The organism is Micromonospora sp. WMMD980 (assembly GCF_029626035.1).
In the GTDB taxonomy this organism is placed as follows: Bacteria; Actinomycetota; Actinomycetes; order Mycobacteriales; family Micromonosporaceae; genus Micromonospora.
Genome location: NZ_JARUBE010000003.1, coordinates 1,676,646 through 1,693,252 on the forward strand (window position 1 = coordinate 1,676,646; position 16,607 = coordinate 1,693,252).

Sequence of the window (16,607 nt, forward strand, 5' to 3'; positions counted from 1 at the left end):
GGCGGTCAGTTCATGTCGCGCAGGGCGCGGTAGAGCGGGTCGTAGAGGGCTTGCACCAGCGATCGGTCGATCGCCGTCTGCGCCGACTCGGGGTCGAAATAGGGAGTGAGTTCGTTCAGCATGCTGGCGAGCAGACTGGTCGCTGGTGTGTCGTCCCCGGTGAAGCCGGCCTCGCGGGGTGAGAAGGCTCCGTCGACGAAGTAGACGCGGGCCGCGACACCTCCGCGCACGAGTCGTCCGATGACCTGCCAGATGACCACGAGCTGATCCCAGGTGAAGGCCGACTTCTCATCGGGGGGCAGGCTGGTCCAGGACAGGCGACGGGTGAGGAAGCGGTGCCATTTGCGGGCGGCTTCGGCCCGAAAGCGCAGTCCGGCGTCGTCCGGGCTTCCGGCGGCCAGAGCGGTCTGAGCGAAGCGGCGGCCTGGGCCGCGGACTCGGCGGACCGCCCAGTCGTTGATCGCCTGGGTGGCGAGGGTGATGTCGTCGGGGCGATGATGCGGGCGGGCGAGAAAGTACACGCTGCCGATGGCGGCTTTACCGCCGGGAACCACGATGTTGTGCCCGCGCTCGACGGCCAGCAGCGGCGCGATCAGCAGCTGCCCACCGATGTCGGGGAACTTGGCCAGCTCGCCGCGGCGAAGGTGCAGCTGGCGGGTGTCGGCGGGCAGGTTGCTCCAGGAGTGGTCGAGGTCGGTGTCGTCGGATACCAGGACCGTGACGTTGCCGGTCCATTCCGGCAGGTTGTTGAGGTAGTGCCCGGCACGGTGTGCCTCGGCGTAGCTGCCGACCAGCAGCAGGATTCGGCGGCGTTGTGGGTCGTCGATGTCGTCTAGCTCCTGCTGCAGCAGCGAGGTCGCGCCGGTCAGGCTGCGGTCAGGTACGGCCAGTTGGTGCAGCATCTGCTCGAGCTGGGCGGGACGCTGCCGGGGGTCGGTGCCGGACAGCCTCAGGGCGGTGGTGACACCGGGCGGGTAGAGGAAGAGCTTGCGGAAGGTGCTCTTCTTGATGGCGGCGACCTCGTGTTCGTGGGGCCGCAGCACGGCGTCGACCTGGGCGTGCAGGTGGTAGCGGCTGGAGGTGCCGGCCCAGCTGGTAGCCGACATCAGCAGCACGTGTGGACCGGGTCGGTTGTCCACGGCAGGGATGTCGGCCAGCTCCAGCAGCAGCTCGCGGCCGACCCCGTTGCAGCGAAAGAACCGCAGCTCACCGCTCTGATCGCCGTCCTCGTTGCGGTCGCCGGCCTGGAACTGGAAGCCCAGCACGTTACCCATGGGGGATTCGGGAACCACCGGCATGTAGTCCTTGGGCGGCCGGCGCGACAGCACGTTGGAGGTCGAATCCAGGTTGAGCGCTGCTTCGACGCGGGGCCACAGAATGGTCATGCGGTCAAGACGATCGTGCAGCACCGCCAGCACGAGGGTGAATTCGAAGCGGTGCAGGTTGGCGTCGAGGTCACCGGCGACGGAGGCGTTGTTCGGGACCAGCTGGCGCAGCAGCTTCTTGAGCCGCTCACGGCTGAACTCGCGAACGAATACCCCGCGGGGGGCGTGCAGCAACTCGGTCGCCATCGCCACGAGCGAGTTGACCAGGTCCGTGGTCGTATCCTCGGGACCACGTTCGCGCAGGGGGGTCAGCGGCGAGTCGCGGAAACTGCCGAGAACGGTGTCGACACGCTGGAGCTCGGCACGCTGAGAAGCGAGTTTGTCCTCGTCGTGGGCCGCGGCATTCTCGTCATCGTCGCGGTTGCGCCTGCGCAGCTCGGGAAACCACTCATTGATCAGCCACTGGTGCAAGGTCATCGCGCTGAAGTAGTCCTGCGTGATCCATCGCCGCAGCGGCTCGTCGTTGATCAGCATGGAGTAGATCCGGTCGGTGGCCGTGATGACCGTGTTGAGCGCATTGTTCCAATCGTCGATCTCGTCACTCGACAACTGCAGCCGGCCCTGCGCGGCCAGCTCGGTCTGTTTGTGCTTGCCGACCTCGTCGAGCCAGGACTCTGCACCTCGGGCCACCAGCGTCGCCGCTGGCGCGAACGCGGTGTCGAGCTGCATCTGTACCCGATCGGCCTCGTCGACGATGATCAGGTCGCTGCGGCGGCAGGCCAGCTCCAGGTAGCGCATATTCTCGTCGTTGAGATGGTCGGGCACACGACTGTGCACCAGCGATGCCGGCGTAGCGACCCAGATCTGCGCGTCGACCAGGTCGCGGGCCGCACTATGCCGCGGGCACGCAGTCCACAACGGGCACCCGTGACGTTTCGGCCTGGCTGGCTTGCGGCGACGCCGGAACCCCGTGCTGGCGGGGTCGGGATCATCGTGCTCGATCTCGGACTGTTCGACATCGTCAGCGTTGTACAAACCGGTGCATGGCGCAGCGGTGATCGCCAGCGCCCGGCGTGCCTCGAACCCCCTTAGGGCGTCGAGCGGGCAGGCGCTCGACAGGTGCGCGAAACCCGGGTTGTCATGATTTAGCATGCTCTGTGTGGCAGACTCGCTGCGCCGATGCAACCGCTGAATATTGCGTTCGAGGGTGGACTTTCCCAGGATCGGCGCGGCGCGCACACCGAGGCGACGAAACTGCTCGGCGATGGTCAGCACTTCGGCGACGTCACCCACGACGATCGTGGTCCGGCGTCGGTCAGCCGGGCGCTCGCGGGTGGCGAGCTGGAAGGCCAGAATGTCGCGAATCGTGGACTTGCCGGCGCCGACCATGCCAACCAGGTTCATCAGCCTGTCGATGCGCAGCCGGGGATGGGTCTGGAACGCCCCCGCGGCTTCGTCGCGCAGCAGCAACTCGACCCGCCGTAGGCGCCTCTTCCAATCGTTGAGCCTGCGAGGCGTGCGGTTCTCCGCCAGATCCGCGGCGTTGGCGGCGGACTCCAAGGCGTCCATAGCATCGGCTGCGGCTTCCAGTTCGGTCATAGTGACGGTGATCGGCTCGCCTTTGCCTGCCGGCGCCGCCCCGATGTCATGCCCGATCCAGGGCTTGAGGCCGATCAGCTCGACGGGGATGTTCACGGAGTGGCGCTGGTCGCGGACGTAGAACAGCTGGTTTCCGGCGCCGGCGACAGGCAGTTCGCGTCGCTCCAGAGGAGGCGGCTGGGTCAGCAACCGCTCATAGCTGTCCCAGCGGTAGTGCGCGCGGGTGGGCTCGAGCGCCTTGGCCAGATCGTCGATGGTCTCGAACGTGTAGCCGCGCAGCGTGATGTCGACGTCGAGATACATGTGTAGCGAGTTGTGCCAGGTGTAGCGGCGGCTGCGGTCCCACAGGAAATGCCGGGCGCGCCGGATCATCAGCCGTGCTTCGTTGGTACGTACGTCGCCGAACGCTTCCTCATACGGATAGCCGCTGAGCAGGGTCCAGATGTCGCGCACCGGCCGGGTCGGCATGACGTGCGTGCCGAGGTAGATCGCCAGCTCAACGTCGAGCAGGTCACCGATGCCGAACCCGGCAGGCGCCTTCCACGCGCCACGGAATTCGCCGGCGAGGTCGCCGTGCCAGCTACTGCGATCACGCATCGTCGCCTCCCGCAGAGCCGTTCCTACGCAGCCGGGTCAAGGTAGTTGTCACCATGCGGAGAAACGCCTTGTCGCTGAGTAGGGTCACCTGCTCCTTGACCTCCGGCGGGCAGAAATGGTCAAAGACGATCTTGTAGTCCTCGCGGTCGTCGAACCGGTACTGCGGCACCACCAGGAAGGCCCGGTTGTACGGCGGCTCCGGCCGGAACCGGGTGGCGCTGTGCCCGAGCAGGGCAGGGTTGGCACGGTCTTTCACGTCGATGGCCCACACCTGCCGGTTCGGTAGTGTGATTCTCAGGTCATAGGCGTCGCAGCCCGGCCACATCTCCGGGACGAGGCCCTTGCCGATGAGCTTCCGTTCCAGCTCGACCTCGGCCAACCCCGGGCCGGTGATGAACATGCGCAGCGGCGCTCGCAGCAAATGCAGCCCGCCGGTCGAGCGATCGTCGATGAAGTCTTTCGGGGTGGCGTGAGCTTCGCGGCGGCAACGGTCCAGCTCGCACCGCCAGGACCGACCATCGGGTTTGAGCAGACAGTGGCAACGTGCGCACGTAGCGAAGCGTCCGTCGGTGCCTCGGTAGGCGGCCGGGGCCGGCTCGTAGCACCGGTTCACCGTCTCCAAAACAGTACCCAGCTCGGGATGCTCACCGATCAGCGTCGCCTTGTCGATACCGGTCAGCACCGGCTTGTCAATCAAAAGACGCCGGAACGCGGTGTAGGACTGCGGCGATCGTGCCGCCTCGCACTGCGCGAAGACCGTACGGATGATCTCGTTTTCGAAGAGCTCGGCGGCGGCATCGGGACCCGAGACCTCCCACTCATAGCATCGCTGGGTGGGGACCCCGGTCTGCGCGTCGACCAGGAACTCGTCCAGGCTCTCGGCTTCCGCCGGCAGGTCAAACGGCCATTGTCCGATCGGCCTGGTCGCCGCCCAGCGCGCCATGCCTGCGACGCTCGTCGGCGGCTCCATCTCGCGCAGCAGGCATTGCAGGACCAGGTGGTTGTAGGCCTTCTGCACCTTGTCCGAGTAGATCGGGTCCGGGGACCTGTCGTGACGCGACAGGTCGACTAAAGCGGTCGCGACCATGCGCAGCAGCGTCACCCCGGCGAAGGTGGACAGATCAGGCGGGCTGTTCACGGTCGGCACCACGAGCGGTCTCCTGAGAGGACGGCAGCGGCTCCGTTCCCGCCGCGCTGGGACACCACCTACTTACCGGACAGGTACGACAGTTCTCGCCAGGTGCTGCGGCGAAGGTGTTGTCCTCGCGCCACGGCTGCGCCATCTGCCGCAGGACTGCGTACGCCTTATCGAGCTCCTGCGGATCTGACGGGTCGACCATGATGAGATCCGCTCCGGCCGGCCGGAGGATCTCCAGCTCCACCCGGGAACCATCGACGGGTCCGCCGAGCAGGCCTCGCCCGAGGATGACCGTCGCGAGTGCAACCTGCGGGAACTCTGTGACGACATCCTCGCCACCACGCTGGCGGCGCCGGGTGGTCTTGGTCTCGCGCCACACCCAGGCGCCGTCGTCGCGGTAGACGAGGTCGGGCTTGGCGATCACCAGCGTCTGGGCAGCTGTGTCATGAAAGACGAAAGTCTCTTCGATCCTGAGGTCTGAGATGCTCTCTTCAAGAGGGCACACGGAGGGGTGATACGCGAGCATCCGCATCCCCGCCTCGGCTGCATCAGCGTCGAGCTCCCAGCGCGGGTCGGCCCATCTGATGTCACCTGGCATGTCCGCGCGCTGGCACGGTCCGCTAGCTTTCGCGTGCAGCGTCTCTAAATAGCGATGAACTGCCTGACCGATCCTGGCCGGAGTGGCGTACTCGTTGACCTTCGGCAGGCGCAACGTCTGCAGGTAATGCTGGGCGGGGCAACTGGCGTAATAGCGTAAGTCGGTGATCGACACCTGGCGCAGCTTCGCTCGCCGGTCCGACCGTAGTCCCAGCAGTCCCGGAGTTCGCGCCACCTCGTCGCAGGCCAGCACGAGACGGCATTTGAGACAATCACCGCCTGGGCGGCGCGTCTGGCCTTGAAGGACCTGAACCGCAGCGCGGCGCCCATGCTTCTCGTAAAGGGCGGCGGCATCCGCGATGGTTCCGTCGAGCAGGACTTTTCTCAAGCCTTCGGTGAGGTCGATGTCGGCGACCACTACGCGCGAAACCTCTTCGCGCGCCCGGACAAAAAACTTTTTCTCCCACTCATCCGGCCATGGTGCGGGACGGCCGTACGCGGCCGTGTAGGCCGCGACCGCCACCTCGGCCTCGCTGCGCTGTCGCTCTAGCATGTTCGCGAGGCGAATCAGCCGCAGTTCACGCACCGCACCGTCAGCCGAGCGGTAACGCCGACCCCAAGCCCACAGCTCGCGAACACCTTGATCGACATGCTGGACCACCCACCAGCGGGCGACCGGCAGCATCGATGGCTCTGCCTCACAGATCGACAGGTAACTGCGGGCGGCATGCTTAATGAAGGTTGCTAGTACGGCAGCCGCCATTCGTGATCATGGTGGGAATTCGAGGTTGAGGCGGCGGGCGTAGTGGGCTCGTTTGGCTCGTGCTTGGTGTCGGCGTCGCCATGTTGACCAGCGCAAACGGTAGGCGATGCTGCGGGTCGGCCGGATGAGCAGGATGTTGATCAGGCGGCGGATCTCGTTGACGGTCAGCTCGATCATGTCGGGTTGACCGTGACGGTCTGCTGTTCGGGCGTCGGCGGCGCAGATCGCGAGGACCGCGAGGGCTGCCAGGGCCAGGGTGGTGAACCGGTGCCAGGACGTCCAGCGGCGGACTTGGTGCTGGTCAAGACCGACCTGACCCTTTCCGGCCTGGAACGATTCCTCCACGACCCAACGAACTCCCGCTACCCGCACGAGCTGGGCGAGGGTGGCCGGGCCGGGTGTCCAGCAACGGTAGAAGGCCAGCTCACCGGTGGTGTTGTTGCGGCGGATCAGCAGACTGTGCCGGCCGTCGTCGTCCGAGTCGCCGTCGGCGCCGACGTCGGTCAGCCATGCCCAGTCGTAGAACCGTGGCCCTTTCGACCCGTCGCCGGCACTGCGCCGGGTCCACGCGGTGGCAGGCAGGTCGGCGGCCAGCCGGTCGGCGCGACAACGGGTCTTCCCGCCGTCGATCGGCACGAGATGATCGCAGGAGACCGCCAGGACGTAGCCGAGGCGCAGTTTGCGCAGTTCACCCCGCAGCCGAGTGTTGTTGCCGTAGGCCTCGTCCGCAGCGACCCATCGGGCCGGGACCAGGGCTTGAACAGCGGCGGTGATCATGTCGTCGGCCAGCTCGGATCGGGTGGCGAACGCGACGTCGTCCGGGACGCCGGCCTGCTCACACCGCTGTCGATCGTCGGTCCAGGACTTCGGTAGGTAGACCCGGCGGTCGATCAGGGTGTGGCCGTGTCTGCTCGCGTAGGCCAGGAACACGCCAACCTGCGCGTTCTCGATCCGCCCGGCGGTGCCGGTGTATTGGCGCTGGACACCGACGGTGTGCACACCTTTTTTCAGATCGCCGGTCTCGTCAACGACGAGGACCCCGTCGGGGTCGCCAAGCCGGTCGACGACGACCTGTCGCACGTCGTCACGCACCGCGTCGGCGTCCCACTTCGCCCGATACAGCAACCTCTGCATCGCGTCCGGCCGGCCATGCCCGGCCTGCTCCGCCAACTGCCAACACGTCTTGATTTCGATATTCGTGAGCAGCCCTGTCACGAACGCCGCCGCCGCCCGCCGCGGCTCCACCCGCCCGAACCGTCCCGCGAACGCATCGCACACCCCGGCCAGGACCTGCCGCCACCGGGCAGGGTCTACGCTGTGGCACGCGGCCACCGCCAGATCTGAAGTTATGTCCACAGCAGACAGACGATCACGCGGTGGCCGCACCTCGTCTACCGACCCCCACCAGCAACATCTCAAACGGCGGCTGCCGTACTAGACCTTCGTGAAGCGGCTGCTTCGCAAACACCGAGTTCAGCGCCTCGTCAAGCGGTTGGCGGTTGAACTCCACAGCGTCCAATACGTCCATAACGAGCCGCACCGGGACCGGCGGCTTGTCTCGACGGGGCCAAGCGGAAGGCTTAAGTCCTGGTCTCGACTTAACCGCAAGGTGCATTGCGCACCTATGTTCTCCCCCAGCCAAGACGCTCAAGGCCACACGCATGGGCGAGGTGCTACCGACGAGTTCAGGCGGCGCGGTCCAGGTCCTTGTAGACGGTGCGTCCTCGGGGGTTCTTTGACTGGGAACGATGGGCGGGTTGCCGCGTTGCTCCAGGGGTAACGGCTTCCTGTCTGACATCGCGCTCCCATGACGAGGGTGTCCGCGCGGCTAGGCACCCAGAGGCGTGATCGCAACGCTTGAGCAATTGATAACGCAGGGTAGAAGCGCTAGCAGGCCAGATTATGCGGGTAGTCACCGACGTGGTGCGTCCGTAGCGGCATGATCAGGCGCACCTCCAACTCGGCGGAAGTGGAGGCGGAGTGTTGGGTCGTCCTGGACGGCACACGTTTTGCACATTCCCTGATCACCCCCACGTACGCCAGCAACACGCACCGCCCTGTCTAACTCGTGAGCCCGATGTCAGCCATGCGATTGTCAAAAACCCGACCTACTGGCTTCTATAGACGCTTGACTACAGCCAAGGCCCAGCGCAGATCATTCAGCAGGCGGAAGACATTGTTACGCTTAACCGACGATGGGAGCGTGTGCGCGGCGAGGCTCTATCGCGTGCGCAGTCCCTGGACCTCATCAGAGAAGCGGCAGCATCATGGACATGACCGGCGCGCAGTGGCGCAAGAGCACGAAGAGCGGCAACAACGGTGGCGACTGCGTCGAGGTCGCCGACAATCTTCCCGGCGTCGTCGGCGTGCGGGACTCGAAGGACTCGACCGGTCCGGTGCTCGCCTTCGCGCCGGCGTCCTGGCGGGCGTTCATCGCTCAGGTCGCCGAGCGCGGCTGACCCACCTGGCACCGAGAGCGCCCCGGACCTGTGCGGCTCCGGGGCGCTCTGCCATGTCAGGCGGCGGACGGAGGCGGGGTTCTGGGCCGCCGACGGCAACGGCAACGGGCTGGGGCAGCTCGGCGACATCGGCTTCACGCTGTCCGGGCAGTGGCGCCGGTTACCCGACGCCCGCTCTCCACCTGGGCGGAGGTGCCGAGGCGCAGCCTGACCGGGCACCGAGACGGCGCTGGGCGGGAGGGTGTCAGCTAACTGCTGGGAGGTCCGGGCCCGCTGCTCCTGGTCGCCCGCCGACCCGCACCCCCCGTGATCTTGCGGTCTCGCTCGGACAAGCGGAACGAACGCGCTGCCTCCGTGGCCGCAACTGCGACATTGCGCGGGTGGTCGGGCCGCTCAGTGTGGTGGGCGCAGGATGGGATGAAGCGACAGGGGGAGTGGGCGATGGCGACGGCGACCAGAGGCCGGGGCGCGACGGTGCGGGCGGCGGCCGGGCGGCTGCGGTGGGGCTGGCTGCCGGTGGTCGAGGCGACGGTGGCGGCCACCGTCGCCTGGATGCTCGCCACCCGGATCGTCGGGCACCCGCAGCCGTTCTTCGCCCCCGCCGCCGCGCTGATCGTGCTCGGCCAGGCGCGCGGCCAGCGGATCCGTCGCGCGGTCGAGGTGGTGCTCGGTGTCGCCGCCGGCGTGCTCGTCGCCGACCTGGTGGTGCAGGCGCTCGGCCCGCGCACCACCTGGACCGTGTTCACCGTCATCCTGCTCACCGTCGCGCTGGCGGTGGCGGTCGGCGCCAGCTCGGTCACCGTGGTGCAGGCCGCGGTATCCGCGCTCTACCTGGTCGTGGTGTCCCCGCCGACCGAGTCGCTGATCCCGTTCCGGTTCGTCGACGCGCTGATCGGCGGCGCGGTGGCGGTGGTCGCCAGCCAGCTCGTCGACGCCCGCCGGCCGCTGGCCCCGCTGGTCGCCGAGTTCCGGCACACGTTCGCCGAGCTGGCCGACGTGCTCGACGACATCGCAACCGCGCTCGACGACGCCGACGACCAGGCCGCTTTGGCCGCGCTGGACCGGGCCCGGCACGCCGACGCCGGGGTCGAGCGGCTGCGCGGCGCGGTCCAGGCCGCCGGCGAGGCGCTCCGGCTCAACGTCCGGCGCCGCCGCCACCTCGGCCGCCTGCGCTCGGTGGAGGGTTCCATCCGCCAGATCGACTACGCCGTGCGCAACGTCCGCGTGCTGGCCCGGGCCGCGGTCACGTTCACCCGTGGCGCCGCGCCGGTCCCGGCCGACCTGGGCGGCACCGTCCGCACGCTGGCCGAGGCGGTACGCGCGGCCGGCGACGCGCTCGCCGCCGACCTCGGCGGCCAGGAGGAGGTCGCCGACGGGCACGCCACCCGCGCCGACGCGGCGGCACTGGAGGCGGTGCGGTCGGCCGGTCGGCTCTTCACCGCCGGCCCGGGCCTGCCGCTCGCGATGATCATCGGCCAGGTCCGGGCCACCGCCATCGACCTGCTGCGCGGGGTGGGCGTGGACGACGACGCGACGGTGCTCAGCCGGGTCGACGCGGCGGTCACCGGGCCGGAGCGCTGACCGGCGTCACCTCAGGCGCTCTCCCGGGTCACCAGCGTCGAGGCGAACGCGGTGCTCGGCGCCGCCGGCGCCTGCGTCAGCACGGCCGTGGCCGCGGCGGCGGCGATCCGGTCGACCGGATGGGTGGCGGTGGTCAGCGCCGGGCTGCTCATCGCCGCGTACGGCAGGTCGTCGAAGCCGGCGACCGCCACGTCGTGCGGCACCCCCACGCCCCGCCCGCGCAACGCGGCGATCACGCCGAACGCGGTCGCGTCGCTGGCCGCGTAGATCGCGTCCAGGTCCGGCCACCGGCGCAACGCCGCAAGCGCCGCCGATCCGCCCCGGGCCGCCGTGAAGTCGCCGGTCACCAGCCGGGCCGGCTCTCCCGAGGCGCGCATCAGTTCGCGGTACGCCGTCACCGACCGCTCCGCGCAGGTCAGCCAGCGCGGGCCGGTGACCATGGCGATGCGTCGGCGGCCGGTGGCGTGCAGGTGACGCAGCACCGCGCCGGCGCCCGCGGCGTTGTCCACGTCGAACGACGGCACGGTCGCCGAACCACGCCCGATGGAGACCACCCGGCCGCGCAGCCGGGCCGGCACCGCGTCCAGCGCCGCCTGCGTGGTGTTCACCAGGATCACCCCGCAGACCCCCCGGTCGGCGCCGAGCCGGCGCAGGCCGGACGGGTCGGCCAGCGGCAGCCACTCCAGTGCCACCCCGACGCCGTGCGGGCCGCAGACCCGCGACGCGGCGCTCACCACGCGGTGCACGTACGGGTCGTCGAAGACCCGGTCGTCGCGGCCCACCACGGCCACCACCAGCCGTACGCCGGCACCGCGCACCAGCGCGCGGGCGGTCAGGTCCGGCACGTAGTCGAGGCGCTCGGCGGCGGCGCTCACGCGGGCCCGGGCGGCCGCCGAGGCGAAGCCGTAGCCACCGAGCACCCGCGAGGCGGTGGCCCGGGACACCCCGGCGGCCCGGGCCACGTCGTCGAGCGTGGCGGGTCGTGCGGCAGGCGTACCCATGGTTCGCATCATGCCCGGTCCGGACCCCGGCGGGTAAGGGGCGGGCGGGCTTGTGGTGGTAGCGCTCTCAGGTGTGCGATCGTCGTCGGGAACCATTCGGGGGAAGGACGACCGCACGTGAGCGACACTCTCGACGCGCCGGCCGCGCGGCGGCCACCGGTGTCCCGGCCGGTGCTGGCCGCGCGGACCGGCGTCGCCGTCGTCTTCGCCCTCAACGGGCTCGCGGTGGCGAGCTGGTTCTCCCGGGTGCCGGCGGCCCGGGAGGCGCTCGGCCTCAGCCCGGGCCGGCTCGGCCTGCTGCTGCTCTGCATGTCGATGGGCGCGCTGCTGGCCATGCCGGCCGCCGGCCTGGTCACCCAGCGGCTCGGCCCGGCCCGCACGGTGGTCGTGGCGACCGTGCTGGTCGCGCTCGGCATGACGGTGGCCGGTCTCGCCACCGGGCTGGCCGGCTGGGTGGTCGGCGTCGGGCTCGGGCTCGCCGCGTTCGGCTTCGGCTCCGGCCTGTGCGACGTGGCGATGAACGTCGAGGGCGCGGCCGTGGAGAAACGACTCGGCCGGACGATCATGCCGCGTTTCCACGCCGCCTGGAGCCTCGGCTCGGTGGCCGGCGCCGGGCTCGGCGCCGGCGCCGCCCGGCTCGGCGTACCGATCGGGGTGCACCTGCCGGTGCTGGCCGCGCTGATCCTCGGCGGCACGCTGCTCGGCGCCCGGGCGTTCCTGTCCGCGCCGGCCGAGTCGACCGACGCGGGCGCGCCGGCGGCCCGGCGGCGTGCGCTGTTGGCCGCCTGGCGGGAGCCGCGCACCCTGCTGGTGGGCCTGCTGGTGCTGGTCATGGCGTTCACCGAGGGCAGCGCCAACGACTGGCTGGCGGTGGCGTTCGTCGACGGGTACGGGGTCGACGAGGCGGTCGGCGCCGCCGTGTTCGGCGTGTTCGTGGTCGGCATGACGCTCGGGCGCACCGCCGGCACGGTCGCCATCGACCGCTGGGGGCGGGTGCCGGTGCTGTTCGGCACCATCGGGCTCGCCGCCGCCGGCGCGGCACTGGCCGTGCTGGCCGGCTCCGGCCCGCTCGCCGTGGTCGGCGTGGCGCTCTGGGGGATCGGCGCGTCCCTCGGCTTCCCGGTGGGGATGAGCGCCGCCGCCGACGACGAGGACCGGGCGCCGGCCCGGGTCAGCGTGGTCGCGGTCATCGGCTACACCGCGTTCCTCGCCGGCCCGCCGCTGCTCGGCTTCCTCGGCGACCACTTCGGCGTGCTCAACGCGCTCGGCGTGGTGCCGCTGCTCCTGCTGCCCACGCTCGCGCTCGTGCCGGTGCTCCGCCAGCCGCCGGCCGCGAGGAGCCCGGCCGGCTGAGCGCGACCCAGCCGACTCCCACCGTGCTCCCAGGCGCCTGCCAGGCGCGCGTGCTGCACTGGGACGGACGCCGAGGAGAGGAGGCGGGCATGGGTTGGTTCAGTCGACGAGCCGCCGACCCGACGACCCCGACGAAGCTCGACCGCGAGGCGAACCGGGAGGACCTGGCGCAGCTGGAGGCGTTCGTGACCAGCCGGCGCGGGGTCGAGTTCTATCTGGAACCGGAGACCACCGCCACCGACACCACGGTGGTCGCCATCGCCCACGACGGGGAGTGGATCCGCCGCCGCACCGGTTCGCCCCGGGTCGCCGGCAAGATCGCCCAGCGGCACGCGGTGCCCCTCTACGAGGCGGCCCGCACCGGCTACCCGGAGCGGATGCGGGCCTGGAATCGGGCGCACCCGGAACGCCGCAAGCGCTGACGGTGCCGCTCCCTCAGTCGCCCAGCGCGGCGCGGGCCTGGTCCCGGCGCAGCGGCTCGTCGTGCGCGGAGACATACCACTCGACGTGCTCGGAGAGCAGGCCGCGGGCCAACTCCAGGTCCGGCCCGTCGGTCGGGGTGCGCTCGTGCAGCGGCGGCGGGTACCAGCAGTCGCCGAGCAGCAGCACCCGCGAGTCCGGCACCAGCACCACCGTCGAGTCGGGCGCGTGCCGGCCACCGACGTGTCGCAGCACCACGCCGGTGGGCAGCATCAGCTCGTCGGCGAAGGTGCGGGTCGGCGGCAGCACCGTGAAGCCGTCCCAGTCGTCCACCGCGAGCGCCCGGGCCCGGTAGCTGGGGCCGAGCCGGGGCTCGGCCCGGACCTGCTCCCGCAGGTGCCGGTGGCTCCACGGGCGGGCCGCCTCGGCGCGCAGCGGGTCGACGCCGGCCTCGTGCCCGACGATCTCCACGCCCGGCCAGGCGCAGGCGCCCCAGACGTGGTCCCAGTGGTGGTGGGTGTAGACCAGCCAACGCGGCTCGGGCAGCCGGGCGGCGGCGAGCCCGGCGCGGATCTCCCGGGCGTGCGCCGGACTGTTGCCGGCATCGACGAGCACGCTGCCCCGGTCGTCGGCGACCACCGCCACGGTGGGCCGGACCGCGCCCGGATCGGGATCGCCGGGGAACAACCAGACCCGGTCGGCCAGGTGGCGCGGCTCCATGGCGGAATCCTCTCGCAGCTCCGCCGGATGCTACCGCCGACCCGCCCCCGCCGGCAGCCCCGTCAACCGACGAACGCGGTGACCAGCGCGTACCCGAGGAAGGCCGCGCCGAGGCCCGCGACCGCGCTGACGAGCACGTTCGCGTAGGCGTACGGGCGCGGGCCGGAGCGGGCCAGCCGCAGCGTCTCGTAGCTCAGGGTGGACCAGGTGGTGAGCGCGCCGCAGAAGCCGGTGCCGACGAGCGCGGTGGTCGCCGGATCGGCCGACGCCGCCAGGACCGCCCCGAGCAGCAGCGAGCCGGCCACGTTGACGGTCAGCGTGCCCCACGGGAACGCCGAGTCGTGGCGGGCCTGCACCGCCCGGTCGGTGAGGTAGCGCAGCGGGGCGCCGAGCGCCGCGCCGAGCACGATCAGCAGAACCGTCACCGGGTCACCCCGTGCCGGACGGCCAGCAGCCGGCCGGTCACCGCGTCCCCGGCGGCGACCGCCAGCAGCGCGGCCAGCACGGTCGCCCCCAGGTAGGCCAGCGCGGTGCCCGGCGCCCCGGCCGTCACCAGGCGCTGCGCGTCGACCGCGTACGCGGAGAACGTGGTGAACCCACCGAGCACCCCGACGCCGAGGAACGGCCGCACGAGCGGGCCGGCCGGGCGGGTGGTGAGCACCGCCATCAGCGCGCCGATCAGCAGGCAGCCGGTGACGTTGACGCCGAACGTGGCCCACGGGAAGCCGGTGGGCGGGTGCGGCACGGCGGCCTGGGCGCCGGCGCGGGCCAGCGCGCCCAGCGCGCCACCGGCGGCGATCACTCCCAGCACGGCGGCCGGGTGCGCGGTCAGTTCCGCCCGGTCGGCGGGTACGCGGAGGTCGACGTCGGGGTCGACGCGGGGTTCGGGCGGTCGGTTCACGGTGCCTCCCACCAGGACGGGCATCACTGGCAGGGACCGTCGGCGACGTCGCGGTTCTCCCGGTCGGGCCGGGACGGCGGGCCCCACCGCCGCTCACCCCGAGCATAACCCGACCCCGTCCACCCCGCGCCCCGCCGGCCCCACGCGCCCCGCCAGGGAGCGGGAACCACGGTCAGGTGCTCGCCGAACCGCTGGCTCCGCTCGTCGGCGTGCCGCCGCCTGCGGCCGTTCGCTGACCTCCGCAGGCGGCGGCGCTGACCTGGCAGGACGGGCCGTACGGGCGTACGGTGATCGGCATCCCGCCCGGCGCGGCGGCGTCGGGCCCGTCGCGCAGGAGGCCACCGTGCAGGACCGCACCCCTCGTCCGGACGAGCTGGATCCCGTCGAGCGGATCGGCGTCGACGAGCTGCGGGCCCTCCAACTGGACCGGCTGCGCCGGTCGCTGCGGCACGCGTACGACCACGTGCCGCACTATCGCCGCGCGTTCGACGACGCCGGCGCGCACCCCGGCGACGTCCGCGACCTGGCCGACCTGGCCCGCTTCCCGTTCACCGCCAAGGCCGAGCTGCGGGAGAACTACCCGTTCGGCATGTTCGCCGTACCCCGGGAGCGGATCGCCCGGCTGCACGCCTCCTCCGGCACCACCGGGCGCCCCACGGTGGTCGGCTACACCCGGGCCGACCTGGACACCTGGGCCACGTTGATGGCCCGCTCGATCCGGGCCGCCGGCGGTCGCCGCGGCGACCGGGTGCACGTCGCGTACGGCTACGGGCTGTTCACCGGCGGCCTCGGCGCGCACTACGGCGCCGAGGAGCTGGGCTGCACGGTGATCCCGGTGTCCGGCGGCATGACACAGCGTCAGGTCATGCTGATCCGCGACCTCGAACCCGAGGTCATCATGGTCACGCCCAGCTACATGCTCGCCATCGTGGACGAGATGGAGCGCCAGGGCGTCGACCCGCGCGCCACCTCGCTGCGCGTCGGCGTGTTCGGTGCCGAGCCGTGGACCGAGGACATGCGCCGCGAGCTGGAGCAGCGGCTCGACATGCACGCGCTCGACATCTACGGGCTCTCCGAGGTGATGGGGCCCGGGGTGGCGGTCGAGTGCGTGGAGACCAAGGACGGCCTGCACCTGTGGGAGGACCACTTCTATCCGGAGATCATCGACCCGGTCACCGGCGCGGTGCTGCCCGACGGTGAACGGGGTGAGCTGGTGCTGACCTCGCTGACCAAGGAGGCCATGCCGGTGGTCCGCTACCGCACCCGTGACCTGACCCGGCTGCTGCCCGGCACGGCCCGCCCGATGCGGCGGATCGAGAAGATCGCCGGGCGCACCGACGACATGATGATCCTGCGCGGGGTGAACGTCTTCCCGACCCAGATCGAGGAGCTGATCCTGCGTACCCCGGCCCTGTCGCCGCACTTCCAGTGCGTGCTGGGCCGGCGGGGGCGGCTGGACACCCTCACCGTGCACGTGGAACGGCGCCCCGGCGCCGCGCTGGACGAGGCCGAGCGGGCCGGGGCGGCCCTGGTCGAGCAGGTCAAGAACACCATCGGGGTCTCCGTGGCGGTCCGGGTGATCGAGCCGGACGGGGTGGAGCGCTCGATGGGCAAGATGCGCCGCATCGTCGACCAGCGGCGGGAGCGCTGAGATGGCCGGGGACGGCGGCGGTCGCACCGCGGCCCACGACATGTTCGACGCCGACGTGGCGTCGAAGGGGCTCGGCATCGAGCTGGTCTCGGCCGGCGACGGCGCGGCGGTGGCCCGGATGCGGGTCACCGCGGCGATGCTCAACGGGCACTCGATCGGCCACGGCGGCTTCGTGTTCCTGCTCGCCGACACCGCGTTCGCCCTGGCCTGCAACAGCCACGGGCCGGTCACCGTGGCCGCCGGCGGCGAGATCAGCTTCCTGCGCCCGGTGCGCGAGGGCGACCTGCTGGAGGCGTCCGCCACCGAACGGGTCCGGCACGGGCGCAGCGGGATCTACGACGTCACCGTGCGGCGCGGCGACGAGGTGGTGGCCGAGTTCCGGGGCCGCAGTCGCATGCTGCGAGGCGGGGACCCTTCGTGACACGCTTCGCAGCGCCGGGGGCCGCTCGACACCGGGCGGCGCCCAGGTCCGGGTCGGAGTGGCCCCGTGCCCGCTCCGACC

General features: G+C 71.0%; 14 protein-coding genes and 1 pseudogene. 7 read left to right on the forward strand and 8 right to left on the reverse strand.

From position 1 onward, the window contains the following. Nucleotides 1-5: 5 nt before the first annotated feature. Genes O7618_RS08115 through O7618_RS08130 form a run of 4 tightly spaced genes read right to left on the reverse strand, consistent with a single transcriptional unit; the run spans nt 6 to nt 7,306 of the window. Complete coding sequence (locus O7618_RS08115) at nt 6-3,521, reverse strand: signal recognition particle (protein WP_278105373.1); 3,516 nt, start codon at nt 3,519-3,521, stop codon at nt 6-8. After that, complete coding sequence (locus tag O7618_RS08120; RefSeq protein ID WP_278105374.1) at nt 3,514-4,671, reverse strand: hypothetical protein; 1,158 nt, start codon at nt 4,669-4,671, stop codon at nt 3,514-3,516. The genes O7618_RS08115 and O7618_RS08120 overlap by 8 nt, the downstream gene beginning before the upstream one ends. Then, on the reverse strand, nt 4,643-6,019 hold the full coding sequence (locus O7618_RS08125; RefSeq protein WP_278105375.1) for a PD-(D/E)XK nuclease family protein: 1,377 nt from the start codon (nt 6,017-6,019) through the stop codon (nt 4,643-4,645). Before O7618_RS08125 ends, O7618_RS08120 begins: the two co-directional genes overlap by 29 nt. Nucleotides 6,020-6,025: 6 nt before the next feature. Further along, complete coding sequence (locus tag O7618_RS08130; RefSeq protein WP_278103967.1) at nt 6,026-7,306, reverse strand: IS701 family transposase; 1,281 nt, start codon at nt 7,304-7,306, stop codon at nt 6,026-6,028. Between the two features lie 849 nt (nt 7,307-8,155). Here O7618_RS08130 and O7618_RS08135 point away from each other — a divergent pair. From O7618_RS08135 to O7618_RS08145, 3 genes and pseudogenes are all read left to right on the forward strand, one after another. Beyond that, nucleotides 8,156-8,296, forward strand: a pseudogene (locus tag O7618_RS08135) (XRE family transcriptional regulator); the annotation flags it as partial. Continuing rightward, a complete protein-coding gene (locus O7618_RS08140; protein ID WP_278105376.1) occupies nt 8,287-8,478 on the forward strand; it encodes a DUF397 domain-containing protein in 192 nt (63 codons plus the stop codon). The pseudogene O7618_RS08135 and the gene O7618_RS08140, both read left to right, overlap by 10 nt. 441 nt (nt 8,479-8,919) lie before the next feature. Further along, nucleotides 8,920-10,059, forward strand: a complete 1,140-nt coding sequence (locus tag O7618_RS08145) for an FUSC family protein (RefSeq protein WP_278105377.1) — start codon at nt 8,920-8,922, stop codon at nt 10,057-10,059. Between the two features lie 11 nt (nt 10,060-10,070). Here the strand turns inward: O7618_RS08145 and O7618_RS08150 are convergent, their stop codons facing one another. Beyond that, entirely contained in the window at nt 10,071-11,060 is a 990-nt protein-coding gene (locus O7618_RS08150; RefSeq protein WP_278105378.1) for a LacI family DNA-binding transcriptional regulator, read from the reverse strand. 117 nt (nt 11,061-11,177) lie between these two features. On the opposite strand from O7618_RS08150, the gene O7618_RS08155 reads away from it, so the two are divergent. Both O7618_RS08155 and O7618_RS08160 read left to right on the forward strand, forming a co-directional pair. Then, nucleotides 11,178-12,413: an MFS transporter gene (locus O7618_RS08155; protein ID WP_278105379.1), complete on the forward strand. Its 1,236-nt coding sequence runs from the start codon at nt 11,178-11,180 to the stop codon at nt 12,411-12,413. Nucleotides 12,414-12,502: 89 nt separating this feature from the next. After that, nucleotides 12,503-12,835, forward strand: a complete 333-nt coding sequence (locus O7618_RS08160) for a hypothetical protein (protein WP_269691438.1) — start codon at nt 12,503-12,505, stop codon at nt 12,833-12,835. Between the two features lie 13 nt (nt 12,836-12,848). Here the strand turns inward: O7618_RS08160 and O7618_RS08165 are convergent, their stop codons facing one another. The 3 genes from O7618_RS08165 to O7618_RS08175 form a co-directional block, all read right to left on the reverse strand. Beyond that, on the reverse strand, nt 12,849-13,553 hold the full coding sequence (locus O7618_RS08165; RefSeq protein WP_278105380.1) for an MBL fold metallo-hydrolase: 705 nt from the start codon (nt 13,551-13,553) through the stop codon (nt 12,849-12,851). A gap of 62 nt (nt 13,554-13,615) precedes the next feature. Then, complete coding sequence (locus tag O7618_RS08170; protein WP_278105382.1) at nt 13,616-13,978, reverse strand: CrcB family protein; 363 nt, start codon at nt 13,976-13,978, stop codon at nt 13,616-13,618. Beyond that, nucleotides 13,975-14,466, reverse strand: coding sequence for a CrcB family protein (locus tag O7618_RS08175; RefSeq protein ID WP_278105383.1), 492 nt, complete (start codon nt 14,464-14,466; stop codon nt 13,975-13,977). Before O7618_RS08175 ends, O7618_RS08170 begins: the two co-directional genes overlap by 4 nt. A 331-nt stretch (nt 14,467-14,797) precedes the next feature. Between O7618_RS08175 and paaK the strand changes: the two genes are divergently transcribed. Both paaK and paaI read left to right on the forward strand, forming a co-directional pair. Next, nucleotides 14,798-16,105 carry a phenylacetate--CoA ligase PaaK gene (gene paaK / locus O7618_RS08180; protein ID WP_278105384.1) on the forward strand — a complete coding sequence of 436 codons (1,308 nt, stop codon included), beginning with the start codon at nt 14,798-14,800 and terminating at the stop codon, nt 16,103-16,105. A 1-nt stretch (nt 16,106) separates the two neighbouring features. After that, nucleotides 16,107-16,526, forward strand: coding sequence for a hydroxyphenylacetyl-CoA thioesterase PaaI (gene paaI / locus O7618_RS08185; protein ID WP_278105386.1), 420 nt, complete (start codon nt 16,107-16,109; stop codon nt 16,524-16,526). Nucleotides 16,527-16,607: the final 81 nt, after the last annotated feature.